The sequence below is a fragment of the Cupriavidus taiwanensis genome, assembly GCF_900249755.1.
Classification (GTDB): Bacteria; Pseudomonadota; Gammaproteobacteria; order Burkholderiales; family Burkholderiaceae; genus Cupriavidus; species Cupriavidus taiwanensis_D.
Genome location: NZ_LT976854.1, coordinates 1,874,167 through 1,897,858, shown reverse-complemented (window position 1 = coordinate 1,897,858; position 23,692 = coordinate 1,874,167). Strand labels below are relative to the sequence as shown.

At 70.9% G+C, this 23,692-nt stretch carries 21 protein-coding genes; 5 read left to right on the top strand and 16 right to left on the bottom strand.

Going from position 1 to position 23,692, the window contains the following annotated elements; all coding sequences use genetic code 11:
- Nucleotides 1-49: 49 nt before the first annotated feature.
- On the top strand, nucleotides 50-967 hold the full coding sequence (locus CBM2594_RS24095) for a LysR substrate-binding domain-containing protein (protein WP_116359295.1): 918 nt from the start codon (nucleotides 50-52) through the stop codon (nucleotides 965-967).
- Between the two features lie 20 nt (nucleotides 968-987).
- Here the strand turns inward: CBM2594_RS24095 and xth are convergent, their stop codons facing one another.
- Entirely contained in the window at nucleotides 988-1,800 is an 813-nt protein-coding gene (gene xth / locus CBM2594_RS24090) for an exodeoxyribonuclease III (protein ID WP_116359294.1), read from the bottom strand.
- Between the two features lie 62 nt (nucleotides 1,801-1,862).
- Nucleotides 1,863-2,960, bottom strand: coding sequence for a BON domain-containing protein (locus tag CBM2594_RS24085; protein WP_116359293.1), 1,098 nt, complete (start codon nucleotides 2,958-2,960; stop codon nucleotides 1,863-1,865).
- A gap of 530 nt (nucleotides 2,961-3,490) precedes the next feature.
- On the opposite strand from CBM2594_RS24085, the gene CBM2594_RS24080 reads away from it, so the two are divergent.
- From CBM2594_RS24080 to CBM2594_RS24065, 4 genes are all read left to right on the top strand, one after another.
- Nucleotides 3,491-4,162 carry a response regulator gene (locus CBM2594_RS24080; protein WP_116359292.1) on the top strand — a complete coding sequence of 224 codons (672 nt, stop codon included), beginning with the start codon at nucleotides 3,491-3,493 and terminating at the stop codon, nucleotides 4,160-4,162.
- Between the two features lie 7 nt (nucleotides 4,163-4,169).
- Entirely contained in the window at nucleotides 4,170-6,050 is a 1,881-nt protein-coding gene (locus CBM2594_RS24075) for a sensor histidine kinase (protein WP_116359291.1), read from the top strand.
- A gap of 169 nt (nucleotides 6,051-6,219) precedes the next feature.
- A complete protein-coding gene (locus tag CBM2594_RS24070; protein ID WP_116359755.1) occupies nucleotides 6,220-7,482 on the top strand; it encodes a phospholipase D-like domain-containing protein in 1,263 nt (420 codons plus the stop codon).
- A gap of 167 nt (nucleotides 7,483-7,649) precedes the next feature.
- Nucleotides 7,650-9,608 (top strand): methyl-accepting chemotaxis protein, encoded by a 1,959-nt coding sequence (locus tag CBM2594_RS24065; protein ID WP_116359290.1) that lies wholly within the window; start codon nucleotides 7,650-7,652, stop codon nucleotides 9,606-9,608.
- Here the strand turns inward: CBM2594_RS24065 and CBM2594_RS24060 are convergent.
- The 14 genes from CBM2594_RS24060 to CBM2594_RS23995 all read right to left on the bottom strand — a co-directional run bounded on the left by CBM2594_RS24060 (nucleotide 9,605) and on the right by CBM2594_RS23995 (nucleotide 23,628).
- Entirely contained in the window at nucleotides 9,605-9,805 is a 201-nt protein-coding gene (locus CBM2594_RS24060) for a DUF2905 domain-containing protein (RefSeq protein WP_116359289.1), read from the bottom strand. The two genes, CBM2594_RS24065 and CBM2594_RS24060, sit on opposite strands and share 4 nt — an antisense overlap.
- A gap of 85 nt (nucleotides 9,806-9,890) precedes the next feature.
- A complete protein-coding gene (gene cobA / locus CBM2594_RS24055; protein WP_198048201.1) occupies nucleotides 9,891-10,700 on the bottom strand; it encodes a uroporphyrinogen-III C-methyltransferase in 810 nt (269 codons plus the stop codon).
- 30 nt (nucleotides 10,701-10,730) lie between these two features.
- On the bottom strand, nucleotides 10,731-12,266 hold the full coding sequence (locus CBM2594_RS24050) for a nitrite reductase (protein WP_116359288.1): 1,536 nt from the start codon (nucleotides 12,264-12,266) through the stop codon (nucleotides 10,731-10,733).
- Nucleotides 12,263-13,426, bottom strand: a complete 1,164-nt coding sequence (gene nirJ / locus CBM2594_RS24045; RefSeq protein WP_116359287.1) for a heme d1 biosynthesis radical SAM protein NirJ — start codon at nucleotides 13,424-13,426, stop codon at nucleotides 12,263-12,265. Before nirJ ends, CBM2594_RS24050 begins: the two co-directional genes overlap by 4 nt.
- 12 nt (nucleotides 13,427-13,438) lie before the next feature.
- Complete coding sequence (gene ahbB, locus CBM2594_RS24040) at nucleotides 13,439-13,981, bottom strand: siroheme decarboxylase subunit beta (protein WP_116359286.1); 543 nt, start codon at nucleotides 13,979-13,981, stop codon at nucleotides 13,439-13,441.
- The gene (locus tag CBM2594_RS24035) at nucleotides 13,981-14,472 is read right to left on the bottom strand and encodes an AsnC family transcriptional regulator (protein ID WP_116359285.1); all 492 of its coding nucleotides are present in this window, start codon (nucleotides 14,470-14,472) and stop codon (nucleotides 13,981-13,983) included. The genes ahbB (CBM2594_RS24040) and CBM2594_RS24035 overlap by 1 nt, the downstream gene beginning before the upstream one ends.
- A complete protein-coding gene (ahbB, locus tag CBM2594_RS24030) occupies nucleotides 14,469-15,458 on the bottom strand; it encodes a siroheme decarboxylase subunit beta (RefSeq protein ID WP_116359284.1) in 990 nt (329 codons plus the stop codon). The genes CBM2594_RS24035 and ahbB (CBM2594_RS24030) overlap by 4 nt, the downstream gene beginning before the upstream one ends.
- An 8-nt stretch (nucleotides 15,459-15,466) precedes the next feature.
- A complete protein-coding gene (locus CBM2594_RS24025) occupies nucleotides 15,467-16,642 on the bottom strand; it encodes a cytochrome D1 domain-containing protein (RefSeq protein ID WP_116359283.1) in 1,176 nt (391 codons plus the stop codon).
- On the bottom strand, nucleotides 16,642-17,022 hold the full coding sequence (locus CBM2594_RS24020; protein WP_116359282.1) for a c-type cytochrome: 381 nt from the start codon (nucleotides 17,020-17,022) through the stop codon (nucleotides 16,642-16,644). The genes CBM2594_RS24025 and CBM2594_RS24020 overlap by 1 nt, the downstream gene beginning before the upstream one ends.
- Nucleotides 17,004-17,327, bottom strand: a complete 324-nt coding sequence (locus CBM2594_RS24015) for a c-type cytochrome (protein ID WP_174077757.1) — start codon at nucleotides 17,325-17,327, stop codon at nucleotides 17,004-17,006. Before CBM2594_RS24015 ends, CBM2594_RS24020 begins: the two co-directional genes overlap by 19 nt.
- 72 nt (nucleotides 17,328-17,399) lie before the next feature.
- Nucleotides 17,400-19,076, bottom strand: a complete 1,677-nt coding sequence (locus tag CBM2594_RS24010; protein ID WP_116359281.1) for a nitrite reductase — start codon at nucleotides 19,074-19,076, stop codon at nucleotides 17,400-17,402.
- A gap of 168 nt (nucleotides 19,077-19,244) precedes the next feature.
- A complete protein-coding gene (locus CBM2594_RS24005) occupies nucleotides 19,245-19,670 on the bottom strand; it encodes a universal stress protein (protein WP_116359280.1) in 426 nt (141 codons plus the stop codon).
- A gap of 10 nt (nucleotides 19,671-19,680) precedes the next feature.
- A complete protein-coding gene (locus CBM2594_RS24000) occupies nucleotides 19,681-20,694 on the bottom strand; it encodes a TerC family protein (RefSeq protein WP_116359279.1) in 1,014 nt (337 codons plus the stop codon).
- Between the two features lie 51 nt (nucleotides 20,695-20,745).
- Nucleotides 20,746-23,628 carry an AMP-binding protein gene (locus tag CBM2594_RS23995; RefSeq protein ID WP_116359278.1) on the bottom strand — a complete coding sequence of 961 codons (2,883 nt, stop codon included), beginning with the start codon at nucleotides 23,626-23,628 and terminating at the stop codon, nucleotides 20,746-20,748.
- Nucleotides 23,629-23,692 lie beyond the last annotated feature (64 nt).

Here is a 23,692-nt window from a genome sequence, read left to right as displayed (position 1 = left end):
TCAAATATCCTTGCGTAAAACGCAAACCAGGCCGGAGCCCTCAACACCCATGCTGTCGCATCGCCTGCAGGACACCTCGCTGCGCTATTTCCTGGAAGTGGTCCGCAGCGGCTCGCTGACCGAGGCGGCGCAGCGGCTCAATGTGACCGTGTCGGCGGTGAGCCGGCAGGTGGGCGCGCTCGAGGCCCGCCTCGGCGTGCCGTTGTTCGACCGCCACCCGCGCGGCATGGTGGCCAGCGCCGCCGGCGAGCTGCTGGCGGCCTACGCGCTGCGCGGCGCGCTGGAAGCCGACCGCGTGGTGTCGGAGATCGCCGCGCTGCAGGGCCTGCGCCGCGGCCGGGTGCGGGTGGCGAGTTCCGCCGGGTTTGCGATCGAGTTCCTGCCGCGCATCATTGCCGAGTTCCGCCAGCGCTATCCGGGCTTGCAGTTCCACGTGCGCGTCGCGCCGCCGGCGGAGGTCACCGGCATCGTGCTGCATGGCGATGCGGATATCGGCATCACCTACAGCCGCGCCGCCGAGCAGGGCATCCGCGTCGCGCACCGGCAGGCCGCGCCGGTGATCGCCATCATGCGCCCGGACCATCCGCTGGCGCGCTTTCGCAGCGTCACGCTGGCGCAGATGCAGCCGTATCCGCTGGCGCTGCCCGAGGGCGACAACACCGTGCGCCAGCTGTTCGACCTGGCCTGCGGCGAGCGCGGCATGGTGTTCGAGCCGGTGCTGGTGACGAACCACTTCGAGACCCTGACCAGCTTCGTGCTGCATGGCGGTGGCCTGTCGATCTCTGGCACGGTCACCGTGGGCGACCGCTTGCGCCGCGGCGAGCTGCATGCCGCGACCCTCCGCGAACGCGGCATGCGCGGCCGCGCGATCGAACTGCAGACGCTGGCGGGGCGCACGCTGCCGGAGGGGGTGCGCGCCTTCCTGGGGTTTATCCGCGACAAGCTGGTGGCCGAGGCCGCGGGCTAGCCCGGCGTCGCCGGCGACGCTCAACCCGCCCGCTTGCGCCGCGCCGGCGGACCCAGCACCACCCATGCCGGCGCATGGTCGCTGGGATGGTCTTCGCCGCGCACCCAGCGATCGACGCCGGCGTCGCGCAGCCGCGGCACCAGGTCGGCGCTCAGCAGCAGGTGGTCGATGCGCAGGCCGGAGTTGGTCTGCCAGTGCTGGCGGAAGTAGTCCCAGAAGGTGTAGATGGGCGCATCGGAATGGCGCTGGCGCAACGCATCGGTCCAGCCCTGCGCCAGCAGCCGCGCGTACGCGTCGCGGCTTTCCGGCTGCAGCAGCGCGTCCTTGCGCCACGAGCGCGGGTTGTAGATGTCGTGGTCGGTCGGCACCACGTTGTAGTCGCCGGCCAGCACCACCGGGTGGCCGCTGTCGAACAGTTCCTGCGCGTGGGCGATCAGCCGTTCGAACCACGCCAGCTTGTAGTCGAACTTGGGGCCCGGCTGCGGGTTGCCGTTCGGCAGGTAGAGGCAGCCGATCAGCATGCCCGAGACCGCCGCTTCCAGGTAGCGGCTGTGGCTGTCGTCGGGGTCGCCGGGCAGGCCGCGGCGTACTTCCACCGGTTCCGCCCCGCGCGCCAGGATGGCCACGCCGTTCCATGACTTCTGGCCGTGCCAGATAGCGCCATAGCCGGCGTCGCGGATCTCGCGCGCGGGAAAGCTCTCGTCGGCGGTCTTCAGTTCCTGCAGGCAGACGATGTCGGGCGCTTCGCGCGCGAGCCAGTGGCACAGCGCGCCCACGCGGCTGCGGATGCCGTTGATGTTGAAGGTGGCGATCTTCAGTGCGGATGCGGGCATGCGGTGCGGGCGGTGGCGCGATCGACAAAAAAGCCGGCGGAATTCTCCGCCGGCTGCCGGCCTTAGGCGCGCCAGGTGCTGCCGGTGGTGGCGCTGCTGGCGCTGCTGCCGGTGGTGCTGCTTGCACCGGTCATGCCCGTCGTGCCGGTCGTTCCGGTCGTGCTGCCCGCGCTGCTGGTGCCGCTGGACGACGACTGGCCCGGGCGTTCGCTGTCGCGGCGCACGCGGATGTCGTTGTTGACGTCCTTGACGCCGTAGGTGCCGTCGGCCATGTCCTCGATGTAGTACTTCTGGCCGCGGTCACGCACGGTGCCGGTCAAGGACACCACGCCGTCGTTGACCTCGACGCTGACATCGCTGACGTCTACGCCACGCGCATAGCTGAGCCGCTCGCAGATCTGGTCGCGGATGCGCTCGTCGCTGCGCTGGTAGCCGCGCGGGCCGGCGCGCTGCTCGCGCTCGTCGGGCGTGCCGAACCAGTCGCCGACCACTTCGCCGATGCGGCGGCCCAGGTTGTAGAGCATGCCGTGCTCGCGGTCGCCGTCGCGGTCTTCGTCCCGGTCTTCATCGGTTTCCCAGCCGCGCCGCTGCGCGTATTGGCGATAGCCCGGGCTGTGGCTCTGCACCATGTAGCGGTGCTCCTGCTCTTCGTCGTCGTCCGGGTCGGTCCAGTAGCGGCGGTCGCTGCGCAGGTCGCTGAAGTAGCGCTCGCGGCCTTCGTCGCGGGACGATCCGCGCGGCTCATAGCTCTCGCGCCCCCGCTCGCGCCCCCGGTAGTGCTCGCGCGGCTCGCGGGCGCGTTCGGCGCTCTGGCGCCACTGCTGCTCGGCGTATTCGTCGTCGCGCTCCCAGGCCTGCGGATCGCGCCATTCGCCGGCGCGTTCCCAGCCGTAGCCGCCGTTCAGGCCATAGCGCAGGTCGCTACCGTAGCGCGCGTCGCGGGGATGGTCGGGGTAGCGGCCGGCGCCGTACTGCTCGTTGAAGTCCCGGGCGGGACGTGCGGGGCCGCCGTAGCTGGTCTGGCCCGGGGTCATTTGCTGGCGCCTGCGTTGCGCCTGCCAGCGCTCGCGTTCCGATTCCGGCTGCCAGTCATCGTCTTCCCATGCCTGGCGGCGTTCACGCGGGTCGCGCGCTTCACGCTCATCGTAGTAGTAGCCCATGCTGATTTCCTGACAAGGTAACGCCATGTGCGGAAACCGGCGCAACAATGCGCCGGCACCGCGGGCGGATACCCAAGGAGGGGCAAGATTCGTACCGTGCGGCCGTTGGCGCGGCGGCCGCGGCCGGCCGGGGACCGTGGGGACGGGCATCCGTGCAACGGTTTCAGAGCGTGTAAGGGATGCACCCTGGGCTGCAAGGTGTGGCGCGGTCTCCACGCCGCGCCGAACGGGGCTAAAGGCGAGGGCGTGAACCGCGGCCCGTGCGGCCGGTGTGCCGGCGGTCTTGTCCGTCACGGCCATGCTCCGCGTATTCCCGTCTTGGCTTCGTTGCCCGCGCCGCCTCCCCAGAATATGGGATGGGCAACGGCGTGCCGCCGTGCGATCGGTACGGGCGGCGGCGTTTACCCTGAAGGGGGCCGCCGGGCCGTCCGCGCGCGGACGGGATATGTCAGAATCCGCGGTCGTGCCGGCGCAACCCGCGCACAGCGCGGCAACACAGGCGCACCGCGGCGCGGCTCGGGAAGACAGGCATGGCAAGCACAACAAGAGTCCTCATCGTCGAAGACGACCCGCTGGCGCTGCGCCGGCTGGTGCAGGCCGTCGACCTGCACGCGCCGGACGCGGCGGTGTCGGGCAGCGCAGCGACCGTGGCCGAGGCGCTGGCGTGGCTGGCGCAGCAACAGCCCGACGTGCTGCTGTGCGACCTCGGCTTGCCCGACGGCAGCGGCATCGACGTGATCCGCGCCACGCGCCAGCGCCATCCCGCCTGCGACTGCATGGTGGTGACCGTGTTCGGCGACGACCAGCATGTGCTGGCCAGCATCGAGGCCGGCGCCATCGGCTACCTGCTCAAGGATGAGACCACCGATCGCATCGCCGCCTCCATCGGCGAACTGCGCGCGGGCGGCTCGCCGATGAGCCCGCTGATCGCGCGGCAGGTGGTGAACCGGCTGCGCGGTGCGCCGGCGGAGGCGGCCGCGCGCAATGCGGGCCCTGGCGCGGTGGTGCTGTCGGTGCGCGAGAACGAGATCCTGGACCTGATCTCGCGCGGCTACACCTACGCCGAAACCGCGCGCTACCTGGGGCTGAGCGTGCATACCGTGCAATCGCACATCAAGAACATCTACGGCAAGCTGGCGGTGCGCTCGCGCGGCGAGGCCGTGTTCGAGGCGGCCAAGCTCGGCCTGCTCAAGTCCCTGTAAGCGCGCCATGCGCTCCTGGCCATGTGCACTGCGCACCGTGCTTGCCATGCTGCTGGCATGGGCCATGTTGCTGCCCGGCATGGCGGCCGCGGACACCATGGCGCTGGCCACGGCCACGCGCTCGGCCACGCTGACCGACGGCACCGTGCTGCCGGCGCAGCCGCTGGCGCTGCCCGATTACTGGGACCGGGTGATGCCGGGCAAGTCCGGCACGCTGGTCTATGAGCTGCGCTTCGACCGCAACTGGCCCGCGGCGGCGCCCGGCGGGCTGTTCGTGCCGTGGGCGGGCGGCAGCTACGAGGTGCGCCTCAACGGGGTGCTGCTCGCCGCCGGCGGGCGCCTGGACGCGCCCGCGTCGGCGCTGGCCAAGCGCCCCTATTACGTGGCCGTGCCGCCCGAGCTGGCGAACGCGCACGGCAACCTGCTGCGCATCACCGTGGCCGCGCGCGCCTATGCGCGCTCGGGCCTGCTGCCCGTGACGGTGGGCCCGGCCGCCGAGGTGCGCGCGCAGTACGAGCGGGCCTTCCTGCTGCGCGTGGCCGGCCCGCTGATCGCGGCGGTGCTCAGCGTCGTGCTGGGCGGCCTGGCGCTGCTGATCTGGTGGCGCCAGCGCGATCCCCTGTTCGGCCTGTACGGGCTGGCCGAGGTCGCCTGGAGCGTGCGCCTGCTTGACTACTTCGTCGATGACCTGGCGATTCCCGCGGAATTGCGCGGCTATATCGTCGCCGCCGCGCGCGAGGTGTTCCTGGGCGCCATCGCCAGGTTCTGCCTGCTGGTGATCCGCGTGCCCTGGCGCTGGCTGCATCGCACGCTCAACGCCTACCTGTGGCTGGCGCTGCCGGTGCTCGCGCCGCTGGCGGCCCTCTCCAGCCATCCGCTGGTGTTTCCGCTGAGCTGGCTGGCCAAGGTCGGCATCATCCTGACCGTGGCCGGCGCGATGGTGTGGGGCGCGTTGCGCCGGCCCAGCCGCGAGGCGACGCTGCTCGCCGTCACCGTGGGCGTGTCGGCGGTGCTGTTCCTGGCGGACTGGATCAAGGTCTGGCTGACCGGCGACTATTACTGGGTCCATTCCATGACCCGCTATGTCTCGGTGCCGTTCAGCGTGGTGATGGCATGGATGCTGGTGGAGCGCTACACCAGCGCGGTGCAGAGCCTGCAGAACGCCAACCAGGTGCTGACCGAGCGCGTCGCGCAGCGCGAGGCGCAGCTGCGCGCGGCCTTTGCGCGCACGCAGAAGATTGCCGCCGAGGAAACCACGCTGCGCGAGCGCGGGCGCATCCTGCGCGACATGCACGACGGCCTGGGCAGCCAGCTGGTGGCGACCCTGTCGATGCTGGAATCCGGCAAGGCCAGCGCCCCGGAGGTCGCCACGCAGGTGCGGCAGGCTCTCGATTCGCTGAAACTGTCGATCGACGCCATGCAGGACACCGGGGGCGACCTGGCCGCGGTGCTGGGCAACCTGCGCTACCGGCTGGGGCCGCGCATTGCCGATGCCGGGCTGGAGATCCGCTGGGAGGTCGAACGCCTGCCCGCGCTGCCGCATTTTTCCGCGCACAAGGTGCAGGAGCTGCAATACCTGCTGCTGGAGGGCATTACCAACGTGCTGCAGCACGCGGCGGCGCGCACGCTGACCGTGACCGCCCGGGCCGACCCGGCCGCGCAGGCGATCCGCATCACGCTGGCCGACGACGGCCGCGGGTTCGATGCCGAAGCCCCGCGCGGCGGGCGCGGGCTGCGCAACATGCAGGTGCGCGCCGCGGCGTTCGGCGGCCAGTTGCGGATCCGTTCGGCGCCAGGGGGCACGGCGCTGACGGTGGAGGTGCCGCTGGCGCCGGCGCAGGGCGATGAGGTTGACACGCCTAGGGCGGGGGCCGCGCCCGCGGCGTAGGCCCAGGCCGCGTCGGCATGCCTGCGGCCGCAGCGGAACCATGCCGGCCCATGCGGGATGCCACAACGCTGCCGATAACGCATATCCTGTATCGGTCACAACTTCCACCGGGGGCTGCGTGACCCGCCGCGTCTTTCCCAGGTTTCGCCGGCTTCGTCCCCGAAGCCGTATCCTCGTGCTGGCCGCCGCCATCGTGCTGCTGGCCCTGGCGGGCATCGTCGCCTACAACCTGGCCGGCGGCGAGAAGCGCATCGAGCGCCGCCTCGACCGCCTCTACAGCGTCGAAGACCCGCAGTTCGCGCGCGAACTCGGGGTGCTGCTCGGCCCGCCGGTGGTCGACGGCAACCGCTACCGCGTGCTGCGCAACGGCGACGAGATCTTCCCGGCGATGCTGGCCGCGATCCGCGCCGCGCAGAAGACCATCAATTTCGAGTCGTACATCTACTGGTCGGGCGCCATCGGCCATGAATTCGCGCAGGCCCTGGCCGAGCGCGCCCGGGCTGGCGTCAGCGTCAAGGTGCTGCTGGACGCGGTGGGCAGTTCCAAGATCGACAAGGGCGCGCTCGAGCTGATGACGCGTGCCGGCGTGGACGTGCGCCGCTACCACCCGGTGCGCTGGTACACCATCGGCAAGCTGAACAACCGCACCCACCGCAAGGTGCTGGTGGTCGACGGCAGGATCGGCTTTACCGGCGGCGTCGGCATCGCCCCGGAGTGGACCGGCCATGCGCAGGATCCCGATCACTGGCGCGATACGCATTTCGAGGTGGAAGGCCCGGTGGTCGGCCAGATGCAGTCGGTGTTCCTGGACAACTGGATCAAGGTCAGCGGCGCGGTGCCGCATGGCCCCGACTACTTCCCCGAACTGCCGCCGGTAGGCAACGGCCGGGCGCAGATGTTCAGCAGCTCGCCGACCGGCGGCAGCGAGAGCATGGCGCTGATGTACCACCTGGCGATCACCGCGGCGGCGCGCACCATCGACCTGTCGGCGGCGTATTTCGTGCCCGACGAACTCACCGAGAAGGCCTTGCTGGCGGCGCTGGCCAGAGGCGTGCGGGTGCGGGTGATCGTGCCGGGCGAGCATATCGACTCGGAAACCGTGCGCTCCGCGTCGCGCGCGCGCTGGGGCCAGCTGCTGAAGGCCGGCGCGCTGATCGCCGAATACGCGCCGACCATGTACCACTGCAAGGTGCTGATCGTCGATGACCTGCTGGTCTCGGTGGGATCGACCAATTTCGACAACCGCTCGTTCCGGCTCAACGACGAGGCCACGCTCAATATCCTGGATGCGGCGTTTGCCGCGCAGCAGACCCGGATCTTCGAGGAAGACCTGAAGCTGTCGCGCCCCATGAGCTATGCGGCGTGGCTCGAGCGTCCGTGGCAGGAACGATTGCGCGACCGCCTGGCATCGCTGATCGGCGCGCAGCTGTGAACGGCCCGCCAGCGGGGCACCGTGCCCCTGACTGGCGCGCCGGTTGCCCCACATCAGCGCTTTTGTCGCACCGCATTTGCGCATCGTCAAAAACCCGGAAATCTGCGCTTCAGCACCACCAAACCGGGCCGATAGCAGGGGGAAACCAAGCCCTTCTGCGACGACCCATGCCCTCTCTGTTCCTTCCCGCCGAGCGCCTGATGGCGCGCCTCAATATCCGCCGCAAGCTCGCGCTGATCGCCGTGCTGTTCCTGGTGCCATTGGCCGGCGCGCTGTCAGTGGTGCTGCGCGATGCGGCGCAAGCGCGGCGCACCACCAGCGACGAAATCCGCGGGCTGGCAGTGGTGGGGCACGCGCTCGACTTCATGCGCGCGACCCAGGTCCGGCGTGGCGCCGCGCATGCGGTGCTGTCGGGCAACGCCGCGTTCCGCGCCACCTTCGACCAGGCCGACCAGCAGGCCGCGGCCAGCCTGGCCGCGCTGGCGCGCAGCGTGGCGCAGAATCCCGGGTTTGAACTTGCGCCCGGCATGCGCCAGCTGGAGCAGGACTGGCAGCATTTGCGCGGGCTCGGCCTCGATACCCCGGCGGGGCCGCTGTTCGAGCGCCACAGCGCGCTGGTGCGCCGAACGCAGGCGTATATCGCCGACGTCGCCGAGCGCTCGCAACTGGCGCTGGACGGCGAGGCGGGCTCGTACTACCTGGTCAGCCTGCTGTCGGGCCCGATGCCGCGCCTGGCCGAGCAAAGCGCGCTGGCGCGCGGGCGCGGCGCCGGCATCATCGCGCAGGGCGGCTATGCCGATGCCGCGCAGCAGGCCGGACTGGGCGCGCTGGCCGAGGAGATCCGCGAAGGGCTGGACGCGATGCGGCGCGATATCGCGCGCGTCGGCAAGGCAGCGCCGGGTTACCGCGCGCGCATCGACGCCGCGCTGGCGCGGCTGGACGCGATGGACCGCTTCCACCGCACGCTGCAGGTGCGCATGCTGGGCTCCGCCGGCATCGACATCGATGCGCGGGCCTACTTCGACGAAGCCACCGCCGCGATCGAAGGCGTGGCGCACGCCAGCCAGGCCTTCGCCGCGATCGCCGCCGAGATGCTGGCGCAGCGCGCCGCGGCGCAGGCCCGGCAATTCGCGTGGCTGGCCGGCATTGCGCTGCTGACGGTGGGCGCCGCGTTCTACCTGTTTATCGGCTTCAGCCGCGGCATGCGTGCCGACGTGCGCGAGGTCGCCGCGATGGTCGCGCGCATCCAGGCGGGCGACCTGAGCGTGAGCCATGCGGTGCGCGGGCGCGACGAGCTGAGCGAGATCAGGCGGCACCTGCTGGCGCTGGCCGCAGGCTGGCGCACGCTGATCGGCGACACCAAGGCCGGCGCGCACAACGTGCTGGCCGCCGCGGGCGAGATCGCGCAGGGCAATATCGACCTGTCGCAGCGCACCGAGCAGCAGGCGTCGTCGCTGGAGCAGACCGCGGCCAGCATGGAGCAGCTGACCGCCACCGTGCAGCAGAATGCCGGCAACGCCGGCCAGGCCAGCGCCCTGGCGCGCGAGGCGTCCGCCGCGGCGCGCGCCGGCGGCGACGCGGTCGGCCGCATGCAGCAGACCATGCAGGCGATCGACGTCGACTCCCGGCGCATCGCCGACATCATCACGGTGATCGACGGCATTGCCTTCCAGACTAATATCCTGGCGCTGAACGCCGCGGTGGAAGCCGCGCGCGCCGGCGAGGCCGGCCGCGGCTTTGCGGTGGTGGCCAGCGAAGTGCGCGGACTGGCGCAGCGCGCCGGCGCCTCGGCCAAGGAAATCCGCATGCTGATCTCGCAATCCGGCGAGCGCGTGGCGGCGGGCAATGCGCTGGCGCTGGACGTTGCCGCGACCATGGCGGGCACCGTTACCGCCATCGGCCGCGTGACGGCGATGATGGATGAGATCAGCCAGGCCTCGCGCGAGCAGAGCACCGGCATCGGCCAGGTCAACCAGGCGGTGGCGCAGATGGACCAGGTCACGCAGCAGAACGCCGCGCTGGTGGAGCAGGCCGCGGCCGCGGCGCAGTCATTGCGGGAACAGGCGCTGCAGATGCAGCGCGCGGTGGCGGTGTTCCGCACCGAGGCGGCGCCGGCGGGCGCCTAGCGCCGCAGCAACCAGATCACGACGGAGACGAGCACCGACACCACGATGCAGGTGGTGATCGGAAAATAGAAGCTGAAGCCGTCGCGCACCACATGGATGTCGCCGGGCAGCCGCCCCAGCGGCAGCCTGGACAACCAGGGCCAGGCGGCGCCGGCTGCCAGTAGCAGGCAGCCCAGGATGATAAGCAGGCGTTGCATGATGAGCGATGGCGCGTGAGCGGTTGCGGTCCTGATGCGTTGGACCGCGATCGGTCCGCGGGATTCCTCGGCGACTCGCGCTTTCTCATGCCGTCGCCTGGTGCGTCGCGATGCACAGCGTGGCGGGTTCGGCCAATGCGACATGGCCGCAGGCCAGCTCCGGCAGCGCTTGCGCGTCGCCGACCACCGCGCCCACCACGATCACCGCCGGGCTGCCCAGTCCGGCCGCCGGCGCTTGCGCCAGCGTGCCGAGCGAGCCGGTCCAGCTGCGCGCGTGCGCGCTGCCGGCGTGCATCACCACCGCCGCCGGCGTGACGGCCGGCATGCCGGCGGCCAGCAGGCCATCGCGGATCGCGGCGATGCGGCTCATGCCCATGTAGATCACCAGGGTGGTGCCGCCGCGCACCAGCGCCTGCCAGTCGGGCGAGCCGTGGGCGCTGGTGTGGCCGGTGACGAAGGTCACGCCGTGGCAGTGCGCGCGATGCGTCAGCGCAATGCCCAGCGCCTGCGCGGCGGCCATGCCGCTGCTGATGCCGTTGACGATCTCGACCTCGATCCCGTGGCTGCGCAGGAACGCGGCTTCCTCGCCGCCGCGCCCGAACAGCAGCGGATCACCACCCTTGACGCGCGCCACCGTGCGGCCGGCCAGCGCGTGCTGCAGCGTCAGCTGCTGGATGCGCTGCTGGCTCACCGAGCAGCGCCCGCCGCGCTTGCCAACCCATTCCACATGGGTGCCGGGGCTGGCATAGCCGGCCATCTCCGGCGCGACCAGGTCATCGACCAGCCAGACCTCTGCCGCGGCCAGCGCGCGCATGGCGCGTACCGTGACCAGGTCCGCGCTGCCGGGACCGACGCCGACCAGCCAGACCTTGCCGGGCTTCAGCGGTGGATGCATGTTGGACTCCAATGGGATCTGGCCGCGCGCTCAGTGGCTGGTGCCGGCCGAGCGCGTGGTCTTGTTGAAGACGTTGTACTTGCCGATGGGCTTGTCCATCGGCAGGCGCCTGACTTCCTGCAAGGTGGCGGCGTCATACACCACGATGGCGCCGTCGCGCTCCATCAGGCTGACCAGCGCATAGCGTCCGTCGCGCGTGAACTCGACATGCGCGGCGGTGCGCCCCGGGCTGGGCGTGACGCTGCCGACTACCTGCAGGCTTTGCTTGTCGATCACCTGCAGGGTGTCGCGCCGCGGGCTCATCATGGCGTCGGCCCACGCGTAGGGCGTGCGTTCATGGCTGCGCAGGAAGAAGCCCGGGCCGTTGGTCGGCACGGTGGCGACGGTGTGCCAGTCCTGCATGTCGATCACCGTGATGCGTCCTTGCCCCAGGTCGGGCGAGGCCATCACTTCACGGCCATTGCGCTGCCAGGTGATGCCGCTGCCCAGGTGCGGCATCCCGCCCAGCGCCAGCGACGCCACCTTGCGGCCCTGCCGCAGGTCGATCACCTGCCCGCCGCCGTGGCGCGACGCGCCCAGGATATGTCGGTACGGCTGGTCGAAGAAGAAATCGTCGAGCACCTCGTCCAGCACGACCGCGCGCGGCTTCAGCAGGGCCGAGGGCGGCAGCGGCGCGCCCGCGGCGCTGGCATACGGAAGCTCCCAGACCTCGGGAATATCCTTCAGCGCGGCGATAAAGCTGTGGCGCGGCGCGGCATCATAGACCGCCGAGACGCGCGAATGCTCGCCGTTGCGCCCGGCGACGTCGATCACCCGCGCCAGCGACAGGTCGTCGGCATGCAGCAGCACCAGCGTGCGCGGCAGCGTGTTGCCGGCCAGCACCCAGCGGCCGTCGTCGCTGACGGCCACGTTGCGCGTGTTCACGCCGACCCGGATCTCGGCCACGTATTGCAGGTTCCACAGGTCATACTTGCTGACCCAGCCGTCGCGGCTGGCCATGTAGACAAAGCGGCCGTCGCGGCTGAACTTGGGCCCGCCATGCAGCGCGAAGCGCGTGGCAAAGCGATGGATCGGCGCCAGCCGGTCGCCGTCGAGCACCCTCATGTGATGGCTGCCGGCCTCGACCACGACGAACAGGTTCTGCGGGTCGGCGCTGAACACCGGCCGCGCCGGCAGGGTGCCGGGGGCGTGGTGGATGACATGGCTGGCGCGGATCGCATCGGCGTCCCATTGCGGGGTGGCGGCGGGCGCGGTGCGCAGCCAGCGTGCCAGCGCCTGCAGTCCGGCCGCGTCCAGCGTGCCGCCGAACGCCGGCATCTGCGTGGCGGCGCGGCCGTCGCGCAGCACGGTGTCGAGCTCGCCGGCGCGCAGGCGCTCCAGGCTTTCCGGCAGCAGCGCCGGGCCCATCGCCCCGAGGCGGTCGGCGCCATGGCAGGCGGCACAATGCTGGCCGTAGAGCGCGGCGGGGTCGGCAGCCGTGGCATTCGCGGCAGTCGCGGCAGCCGTTGCAGCGGGTGCGATGCAGGCGAGCGCCAGCGCGCCCAGCCAACGGATCAGCGCTGTCATGCCGAAACCTCCGCGTCCGGCACGTGCGCGATCTCGGCATCGCTCAGGTAGCAGCCCGGGTCCTCCGCCCACGGGTTTCCCGTCAGCGCAAAGGCGCGCACGCGCGTATTGCCGTTGCAGATGGCGCGATGCGCGCAGCCCGCGCAGCGCCCCTGCAGCGGACGCGGCGTGCTGGCCAGCCCCGCCATCAGCGGATCGGCGCGGTCGGCCCAGATCGCGCCGAACGGGCGCTGGCGCACGTTGCCAAGCGTCACGTGCCACCACATCGTATCGGGGTGGACATTGCCGAGGTTGTCGATATTGGCCACGCCGACGCCGGTGGCGTTGCCGCCCCAGCGCTCCAGCCGCCGGCGCATGTCGGCGACGCGGTGCGGAAAGCGGCTGGCGATCCAGTACAGCAGGTACACGCCGTCGGCATCGTTGTTGCCGGTGACGAAATCGCCCGCGCTCCCTTGCCGCGCGCGCTGCCAGACGTGGTCGAACAGCCAGTCGAGCGCGGCGCGGGTGCGGGCATGGCGCGCGTCGTCGGCGCGGTGGCTGCGCGCGCGGCCGGCATAGTTGAAGTGCGACAGGTAGAACTTGTCGATGCCTTCGCGCTCGGCCAGCGCCACCAGCTCGGGCAGCTGCGCCGCGTTGGCTTCGGTCAGCGTCATGCGCACGCCCACGCGCAGGCCCGCCGCGCGCGCCGTGCGCAGGCCCGCCAGCGCTTGCGCGAAGGCGCCGTCGCTGCGGCGGAAGCGGTCGTGCGTGGCGGGCAGGCCGTCGAGGCTGACGCCGACGTAGTCGAAGCCCGCCGCCGCCAGCCGCGCCGCGTGGCCGGCATCGAGCAGCGTGCCGTTGGACGACAGCGACAGGTGGAAGCCGAGCGCGCGCGCATGCGCGGCAATCTGGTAAAGGTCCGGGCGCAGCAGCGGTTCGCCGCCGGACAGGATCAGCGCCGGCACGCGCGCGTCATGCAGCTGGGCCAGTACATCCAGCGCTTCGGCGGTATCGAGCTCGCCCTTGAAATCGGTGTCGGCGGAGGTGGCGTAGCAATGCCGGCAGTTCAGGTTGCAGCGGCGGATCAGGTTCCAGATCACCACCGGGCCGGCGGGCGGGCGCGGCGGCGGCAGCGGGCCGTCATCGCGCAGGGCTTCCATGAAGCGGGACAGGCGGAACATGGGTGGGGCTTCCTATCGGTTTTCTTGGTCGGGTGTGGGGTCTGGACCGGGTGCCGCACCGGCTGGCGGCAGCCGCAGCCCGGTCTTCTTCAGCACGCGGGTGGACCACAGCACGTCGTGCGCGCGGCAGGCGTCGCCCAGCAGTGCGGCGATCACGGCGACCTGCGGCGCGGCGTCTTCGCGCGAGCGGGCGTGGACCATCGCGAACAGGTTGTAGGGCCAGTGCGGCAGGCGGCGCGGGCGGCGATAGCAATGGCTGACGAAGGGCAAGGCGCCGATGCGCGCACCCAGCGCTTCGACGCAGGCATCGTCCACATCCCACACCGTCATGCCGTTGGCGCGCCAGCCGAGCCGGTAGTGGTTCGGCACGGCGGCGATGCGGCGCAGCACGCCGCGCGCCTGCATCGCCGCCAGCCGCGCGATGACTTCGCTCTCAGTCAGGCCCAGTTCCGCGGCGACCGCGGCGTACGGGGCCGATACCAGCGGCAGGCCGGCCTGGGTGGCGCGGATCAGCGCCAGGTCGGTGGGATCGGCAGCGTCGGGAGGGTTCGGCATCAGGCGGGCAGGTAGAGGTTGACGAAGAACTCGCGTTCCTTCGGAAACGGCAACACCTCGACGCCGGCCGCCGCGGCGATGCGCGCGAGCACCGGCGCGACCTGCTCCGGCCGCGCCACCGCCAGCACGAACCACAGGTTCAGGTGGTGGGTGCGCGCGTAGTGGTGCGCAACTTCGGGGTGGGCGTTGATGGCGGCGATGACGGCTTCCAGCCGCGCCGCCGGCGCATGGCAGGCGCACAGCACGAAGCGCCCGCCCGCGCGCTCCACCTGGTACAGCGGGCCGAAGCGCGTCAGCACGCCCGCGTCGAGCAGTGCGCGCAGCCGCGCCAGCAGCATGGCCTCGGTGATGCCGAGCGCCGCGGCGGCCGCGGCATACGGGCGCGGCACCAGCGGCAGGCCGCGTTGCAGCGCGTTGATGATGCGGCGATCGAGCGGATCGAGCGGATCGAGCGGGGCGATGGCATCGCCAGACGCGCCGGCGCCGTTCATGCCGGCACCTGCGTGGCGTAGCGCGTGCCGCGCTGCTTGTAGCAATGCGTGCCGACCAGCACCGCGCCGGGCATGCGCTCCAGTCCGGCGGCGGCGCGGACCTGGGCCAGCGCGGGCTGCAGGTCCTGGGCGCTGCGCGCGTGGATCATCGCGAACAGGTTGTAGGGCCAGTCCGGCAGCCGGCGTTCGCGGCGGTAGCACAGCGTCACGCGCGGCTGCCGCGCCAGCCGCATGCCGATGGCGTCGACGCGGCCGTCCGGCACGTCCCACACGCACATGGCGTTGTGGCGGTAGCCGAAGCGCCCGTGGCGCAGCACCACCCCCAGGCGCCGGATCACGCCCTGCGCGGACCATTGCGCCAGCCGCTCCAGCACCTGCGGCACGGCCAGCCGCGCCTGCCTGGCCAGCGCATCGAACGGTCGCGGCGTCAGCGGCAGCCCCGCTTCCAGCGCGGCGACCAGGCGCCAGTCATCGTCGTCCAGCGCCACCGCGGCGGCCGGCGCCGCCAGCCCGGCCGGACGGCGCCGGCGGTTGCCTTGCTGGCGCGCCAGCGGAAAGCCCAGGCCGATGTGGTACTCGCGCGCCATCGGCAGGTCCAGCGGCGCCAGGCCGGTCAGGTTGCCGATCGACGCCAGCGTGGCATCGAGCATGCCGCGCTCGCGCGCGCCCGCGACAAACCACAGGTTGTACCGGTGGCCGCTGCGTGCGTAGTTGTGGCTGACCGCGGCGCAGGCGCTGACGCGCGCCGCCACCCGGTCGAGCTGCGCCGGCGGCACCGGCAGGGCGCCCAGCGTGCTGACGCCGATCACATTGGGGGCGAACACGGCGCCGACGCGGCTGATGCGTCCGGTGCCGAGATCGCGCGCCAGCAAGGTCAGCAAGGCGTGCTCGCACAGTCCGGCTTTCGCGGCCAGCGCCTGGTAGGGCCGCGGCTGCAGCGGGAAGCCGCGCTGCAGCTGGTCATAGAGGTGTTGCTCGTCGATCATGGCGCGCCCTACATGCCGAAGCGCTGCGCGCGCGCGGTGAAGAAGATGCCGCTGGGGTTGTCGGCGGGCAGCGTGGCCACGCGTTCCAGCGTGGCGGTGTCGTAGACCTCGACGCGGTTGTCGTCGCGGCAGGACAGCCACAGCGCCTCGCCCTTGGGCGTGAATTCCATGTGCAGCACGCCGCGGCAGGGGCGCAGCGTGCGCAACACCTGGCGCGTGGCGGTGTCGATCACCTGCACCGTGTCGTTGTGCGGGAAGGCGAAATTGACCCACACCTGGCGCCCGTCAGGCCGCGCCATGGCGAATACCGGCTGGCCCGCCAGCGCCACGCGCGCCGCTTCGCGCCAGCCGTTGGCGGGGTCTGCCACCAGCACTTCATGGCGCCCGACCGCCGGCAGCCACGCCATGCCCTGCGCCATGGCCCAGCCGCGCAGGTGCGGCATCTTGTAGACCGGCAGCGGGGCATTGCCGCGGCCGTAGCCGGACAGGATGCGGCGCGCCTGCGGCGGTGCCTGCCACAGGTCGACCAGCGCCAGGCCGTCTTCGCCGAACAGGCCGGCCAGGTACCAGCGCCCGTCGGGCGTGACCAGCCCGTCGTAAGGCTCGCGCCCGGCGGGCAGGCGGGTCACCTGCGGGTGGCGCGGGTCGCTGGCGTCGATGATCCAGATCTCGCCGGACTCGAACAGGCTGGCGGCGAAGCGCCGGCCGGGCAGGTCGGCCAGCCCGACCACCTTGGCGCGGCGCCCGTCGCTGCCGAGCGCCGGCAGCTCCGCCAGCGGCGCCAGCGTCTGTGCGTCGAACAGCCGGATGCCGCCCGGCGCATAGTTCTGCGCGGCGACCACGCGGCCGTCCTGCGAGATCGCGCCGCCGATGCTGTTGCCAGCCTGCAGCACGCGGTGGGTGATGCGCGCGCCGAGCAGGTCGACGCGCGTCAGCCCGCCGTCGCGGCCGAACACATAGGCGTAGCGCGCATCGCGCGAGAACACCACGCTGGCATGCGACAGGTCGCCCAGCCCTTCGACCGTGGCCAGCCGGGTCATGCCGGTGGTCTCGACGATCTGCAGCCGGCCCGCGGCGCGCTCGACCACCACGCCGAGGTCGCCGGTGCCGCGCACGGTGCCGGCGCAACCAGCGGCCAGCGCCGCCACGATCCCGGCGCACGCCGCCGCGGCCAGGCCGCGCATCAGTTGCCTTGCGGCATCACGGCCGGCGGCTGGCCGGCCTGCAGTCGATCGATCAGCCATCGGGCTTCATCCTGCGTCATGAAAGGTTGCCAGGGCGGCATCGCCGTGCCGGGCCGGCCGTACAGCACGGTGGCCACCAGACCGTCAGGCGGCTTGCCGGCCAGGCTGGCGCGCGTCAGCGGCGGGCCCAGCCCGCCGCGCAAGGTCATGCCGTGGCAGGCGCCGCAGTCGTCGCGCAGCCAGTGCGCCAGCTGCGCCTGCCGCGCCGGCGCGGGCGCATCGGCCGCGATGCCCGCGGCCGGTGCGGCAACCAGCGCGGCAACCAGCGTTCCAGCCGCCGCGCGGCGCCATGCAGCACCGCTCAGAGGGAAAGAATCCATTTGGCCAGCGTGTTGGCGTCGGCCTCGCTGACCGCGTTGGCCGGCATCGGCACCGGGCCCCAGCGGCCGCTGCTGCCTTTCAGGATGGACTGGACCATCTGCGCCTGCGCGTCCTTGCGCCCGCTGTATTTGCCCTTGATGTCCTGGAAGGCGGGGCCGACCAGCTTCTTGTCGATGGCATGGCACGCCAGGCAGGCCTTGCTCGATGCCAGCGCCTGGCTGGCGTGTGCCGGCATGGCTGCGCCGAGTGTCAGCAGGCAGCCGGATGCTGCCAGCAGCGCGGCCAGCGCGTGTTGGGTTCGCATGATGCAATCTCCGTGGAAGGAACGCGGGGGACGCGGGCCCACGCCGCGCCGCGGCGCGGCGTGGGCGCGGGCTCAGTAGACGTCGTGCTGCGTGTTGTAGGCGTTGAACTTGCCGGTCGGCGTGACCAGGCGCTTGTCCTTGATCACGGTCTTGAGCGTGCGGGTCTTGTCGTCGACCACCACCAGCGCGGACTCGCCGTCCTTGGTGCCCCACACCGAGAACCAGACCTCGTCGCCGGCCTTGTTGTATTCGGCCTGCACCACGCGCCTGGCGCCGCTGCCTTTCAGGTCGGCCCACTCGGCGATCGGCAGCACCTTGAAGCCGGCTTCCAGGTTGCGCGTATCGAACACCGCGACCGACTGGTTGAGCTTGGCATCCGGATTCAGCGGCGTATCGACCCACAGGTTGGACGACTTGGGATGGGTCTTGATAAAGAGCGAACCGCCGCCCTGGCCCTTGACCGTCTGCACCACCTTCCACGCCTGCGCGGGGTGGCCGGCGGGGTCGGTGCCGATCAGGCTGATGGTCTCGTCGCCCAGGTGGCTGGTGGCCCAGACCGGCCCGAACTGCGGATGCGTGAAGTTGGCGCCGCGGCCCGGATGCGGGGTCTTGCCCACGTCGATCAGCGCAGTGAGCTTGTCTTCCTTGGTATCGACCACGGCGATCTTGTCGGAGGCGTTGGCCGCCACCAGGAAGTAGCGCCCGGTCGAATCGAAGCCGCCGTCATGCAGGAACTTGGCCGAGTCGATGGTGGTGGTCTTCAGGTTGGCCAGGTCCGCGTAGTTGACCATCAGGATCTTGCCGGTCTCCTTGGCGTTGATGACGAATTCCGGATGGAAGTGGCTGGCCACGATCGACGCCACGCGCGGCTCGGGGTGGTATTCGTTGTCCACCGTCATGCCGCGCGTGGACACCACCTTCAGCGGCTTGAGCGTGTCGCCCTCCATGATCACGTACTGCGGCGGCCAGTAGGAGCCGGCCACGGCGTACTTGTCCTCATAGCCCTTGTACTTGGAGGTCTCGACCGAGCGCGCCTCCATGCCGATCTTCACTTCGGCGACGATATCGGGCTTGGGCAGCCACAGGTCGATCAGGTCCAGCCGCGCGTCGCGGCCGATCACGTACAGGTAGCGGCCCGACGCCGACATGCGCGAGATATGCACCGCATAGCCGGTCTTGACGATATTGATGATCTGCTTGCTGTCGCCGTCGATCAGCGCCACCTCGCCGGCGTCGCGCAGCGTGACCGAGAACAGGTTGTCCAGGTTGTACTGGTTCATCTTCTGCGTCGGGCGTTTGGCCACCGGCAGGATGTCCTTGCGGCTTTTCTCGATATCGGCGAGCGAGAATTCGGGCGGGGTGGGCGGGTCGAGCTGGATGTAGCGCGCCATCAGGTCGACTTCCTTGTCGGTCAGGTCGCCCGAGGTGCCCCAGTTGGGCATGCCGGCGGGGCTGCCGTACTTGATGAAGGTCTTCAGGTATTCGGTGCCGCGCGCGCGGGTGATGTCGGGCGTCAGCGCCTTGCCGGTCGCGCCCTTGCGCAGCACGCCGTGGCAGCCGGCGCAGCGTTCGAAGTAGATCTGCCGTGCGTGGTCGAATTCAGCGGTGGTCAGCGTGGGGATGGCGGCTTTCTGCTCGGCTTTCTGTGCGGCCTTGGGTTCTGCCTTGGTGGCAGCGTGCGCAAGGCCTAGCCAGAGTGAGAACGGCAATGCCGCGATTGCCGGGTACAGCCAGTTTTTTGCTTTCATGGGGTGCCGTGGATCAGCGGTGGGAAAGCGATTTCGCGGTGCGCAGGCGGGTGTTGCCTGGCCCTGTCGTCATGTGGCGATCATGCGCACACACTGGCGACATGGGATTGACTGGCATCAAACGAAACAGGATGCCGGCAACGCATCCGGAACAGCGCTCGCGGCGCGCTATTTCCTGACCAGCAGCACCGGGCACTGCGCGTGCGCCAGGACCCGTCTCGCCACCGAGCCCACGATGGCGTCCAGGAAGCCGCCGCGCCCATGCGAGCCCATCACGATCAGGCCGGCGCCGATCTGGTTCGCATACTCGACGATGCGCGCCGGCGCAAATCCGGTGAAGCCGTGGCGCTCGAACGCGATGCCGGCCTCGTCCAGGATGGCCGCGACCGAACCCATCGCCTTGTCGTTCTGCTCGCGATGCCAGTCATCGAGCGTGGCGCGGTCGATAAAGGTCTTGATGTCGCCGGGCACGTCGGGCTCGCAGTGCACCACGTGGACGACGAAATCGCGGCTCAGCAGCGGGCTTCGCGCCAGGTAGCGCGCCGCCGCATCGCTATAGGGCGACCCGTCGGTCGCCAGCAGGATCTTGTTCATGGCTAGCTCCTCATGTGCGCCGGTCCCCGGCGCCGCGTCCGCGCGGCGCACCGCTGCAACCCGGGTCATCGCTGGCGGCGGCGCGCCGGGTCCTGGCCTGGCTGAACAGCACGGCGACGAACAGCGTCATCGCCACCGCGCCGAGCGACCAGTGCACCGGTACGTGGAACCACGGCTCGGCCAGCATCTTGGCGCCGATGAAGGCAAGCACGATGGCCAGGCCGTATTTCAGGTAATGGAAATGCGACGCCAGGTTGGCGAGCAGGAAATACAGGGCCCGCAGGCCCATGATGGCGAAGATGTTCGAGGTGAAGACGATGAACGGGTCGGTGGTCACGGCAAAGATCGCCGGAATGCTGTCGACGGCAAAGACCAGGTCGGTGGCCTCGACCAGCAGCACCACCACGAACATCGGCGTGGCATGGCGCAGGCCGCCGATGCGCACGAAGAAGTGTTCGCCGTGATAGTCGGAGGTGATCCGCATATGCGCGCACAGGAAGCGCACGATGGGGTTGCGCGCGAGGTCGGGGGAATGCCTCGACATGAACAGCATCTTGATGCCGGTAATGACGAGGAACACGCCGAAGACGTAAAGAATCCAGGAGAACTGGCTGATCAGCCATATCCCCACCAGGATCATGAGCGCGCGCATCAGGATCGCGCCGAGCACGCCGAGCAGCAGCACCCTGCGCTGCAGCTCCGGCGGCACGGCAAAATAGCTGAAGATCATCGCGAACACGAACATGTTGTCGACCGACAGCGACAGCTCGATCAGGTAGCCGGTGTAGAACTCGAGCACCTTGCGATAGGCGGCGTCGTGGCCCGCATCTTCGGCCACCACCCACCACAGCGCAACGCCGAACAGCGCGGCCAGGGTCATCCAGGTGAGCGTCCATGCCAGCGCCTCGCGCGAGGAAACCCGGTGCGCATGCCGCCCGCCGAGGACAAAGATGTCGACGAACAGCGTGCCCATCACCAGGAGGAAGAAGCCGGCCCACATCGGGGCGGTGGCAAAGGTGTCCATGCCTTGAGGGTGTGGCGGCCGGCGGCTAGCGCACGCGCCGGCCAGCAGGGATTATGGCAGCTGCCGCGCCGTGCGCGACCGCGCAGCCTCGATCCCGGGGCGCAGCGCGTCGGGTTCGCCGCAGTAGTGCAGGATTTCGGCGCGGGCCGCGTTGCGCAGGCGCATGGCCGCCGGCCAGCCTTGCCCGTCGGGCTGCAGCGGCCGGCCGATGACGACGCTGATCGGCCCCCGGCGCGGCAGCCACTGGCCGTCGCGCAGGACCGAACGGGTGCCGCGCAGCGCCACCGGCACCACCGGCGCGCCGGCGCGGGCCGCCGCGACGAAGGCGCCCGAGCGGAAACGCTGCAGCCCGGGCTCACGGCCGAAGGTGCCTTCCGGGAACAGCAGCGCCGAGCGTCCGTCACGCACCGCCGCGACCAGGCGCTCGATGGCCTCGGACTCGCGCACGTTGTCGAAACGGTCGATGAAGTCGGCGCCGATGCTGGACAGGTAGGCGCGCGGGATGCGCTGCCCTTGCAGTTCGCGCTTGGCCACCACGCACACCGGCATCGGCAGCGCGGCGACCAGCACCATGCCGTCCAGGTAGCTGGCATGGTTCGATACCAGCACGCAGGCGCGGTGGCGCGGCAGCTGTTCCAGGCCCTGCACGAACCACGGCACCGCGGCCAGCCGCAGCAGCAGCCGGGCGGCATGGTGGCTGAGCGCCCACCCCATCGCGGGCCGGTGCACGGCCACCGAGGCCAGGCACGTCACCGGCGCCATCGCGGCGAACAGCAGCCACGCATACATCGAATACGACAAGCCCGCGGCGGCATGCCGGCCGCGCCGCAGCTGCGGCAGCAGTGCCTGCCAGCCGAAGCGCGCGATCTGCAGCCACGGCGCGGCTTCGCCCGGGCCGCTGCCGCCATGCTCGAAGCGCTCGCGGCAGGCGGCGCGGCGGATCTTGCCGCTCGACGTCTTCAGGATGGTGTGGGGCGGCACCAGCACCACGTGGTCCGGCGGCATGCCGAGCACATCGAGCGCGGTCTTCAGCACCTGCTGCTGCAGCGCGCGGCGCACCGGTTCGTCCGTTGCCGCGGTTTCCGCCATCACCACGATGTGTTCGGTGCCGCTGTCCGGATCGGCGCTGCCGAATACCGCCACACACCCTTTGCGGATGCCGGGTAGGGCGCCGATGGCCTGCTCTACTTCGTAGGGATAGAGATTGCGCCCGCCGCGGACGATGGTTTCCTTGGCGCGTCCGGTGATGAAGAGCTCGCCGTCGGCCAGATAAGCGTAATCGCCGGTGTTGAGCCAGCCGCGGTCGAACAGCTCGCGCGTCTGCGCCGGGTTGCGGAAATAGCCGCTGGTGGCCGACGGCCCGCGGAACTGCAGCAGGCCTTCGTGCCGATCGGGCAATTCGCGGCCGCTGGCATCGACGACGCGGATCTCGTGGCCGGGCAGCGGCCGCCCGCACGAGGGGATCTCCATGACGTCATGGTCGCCGTCGGCGCCGCGTGCGTTCGCATCGGCGGGAACGGCGCGTGAGGTGCGCGCAAGCGCGGCGCGGTCGATGCGGTCGGCAGCCAGTTCACGGCCCGGCGGCGGGAAGGTCAGCCCCACCGAGGCCTCCGCCAGCCCGTAGACCGGCGCCGCCGCTTGCGCGCGCAGTCCGTGCCCGGCGAAGCGCGCCGTGAACCTGCGCATGGTCTGCAGGCTGACCGGCTCGGCACCGTTGAAGGCGAAGCGCCAGCTCGACAGGTCCAACCCGGACAGGTCCGCCTGCGCCAGCCGGTGCAGGCACAGCTCATAGGCAAAGTTGGGCCCGCCGGAGAGCGTGCCGCGGTATTGGTGGATCGCCCACAGCCAGCGCTCGGGCCGCGCCAGGAAGGTCAGCGGCGACATCACCACCAGCGGGAAGGCGTAGTACAGGCTGCCCAGCCAGGCGCCGATCAGGCCCATGTCGTGATACAGCGGCAGCCAGCTGACAAAGACGTCGCGGGAATCGACCGACAGCGCCGTGCCCATCGCGCGCAGGTTGGCCAGCAGGTTGGCGTGCGTCAGCACCACGCCCTTGGGCGAGCCGGTGCTGCCCGAGGTGTATTGCAGCAGCGCGATGTCGTGCGCGCGCAGCATCGCCTGGACCGGTGGCCCGGCGGTGTCCTCCAGTTCCTGCGGTGTCAGCACGCTCTGCAGCGTGCCGGTGGCGGCCTTGAGCAGCGCGGCCAGCGGCCTGGCCTCGGCCACCGTGATCAGGACCGGTGCCTGCGCATTGGCCAGGATGCCGGCGTGGCGCTGCAGGTGGTCGCCGATCTGCGCGAGCCGCGTGGGCGGGTAGAGCGGGACGGGGATGGCGCCTGCCAGCAGGATGCCGGCAAAGCAGTAGAAATATTCTGCGCTGGTCGGCAGCATCAGCGCCACGGTGGCGCCGGCGCGCACGCCGCGCGCGGCCAGGCCGGCGGCAACGGCGCAGGCGTGCCGGTGCAGCTGGGCGAAGGTGATCGGCGTATCGTCGCCTTCACCGTCGTGCAGGATGACGTGGGTGCGGTCAGGGTGGCGGTGCAGGTGCCAGCGCAGCACATCGGTCAAGGCGGCGGCGCCGTCCGGCGCCTGCGCCGAAGTTTCCGGTGCCGGGCGGGCCAGCCGGGCGGGTGTCTCTTCGCTGCCGGGCGGCAGGTCCCGGGCGGCGAGCACGGCGCGCAGCAGCGCGCGCGGGGTGTCGGCCTGGGCCAGTACCTGCTCCGGCAGGCTGACGCCGAAGCGCTGCTCGATGCGGGTCAGCAGCTCGGCGCGCGTGAGGCTGTCGAAGCCCAGTTCGGCTTCGAGCGCGCTGTCCAGCGAGGGGGCGGTCGCGGCACCGGCTTCGGCGTGCGGCCGCATAGTGGTAGACATCTCCCCCACGATGCCGAGCAAGGCATCCTCATAGTTCTGCCGCGGGGGCGAGTCCTCGTTCATTCGCTTGGTGCTGTGTCCCGGCAATACGGCGGCGGCCGCCTGTCGCGTCAGCGAAGGCGGCAGC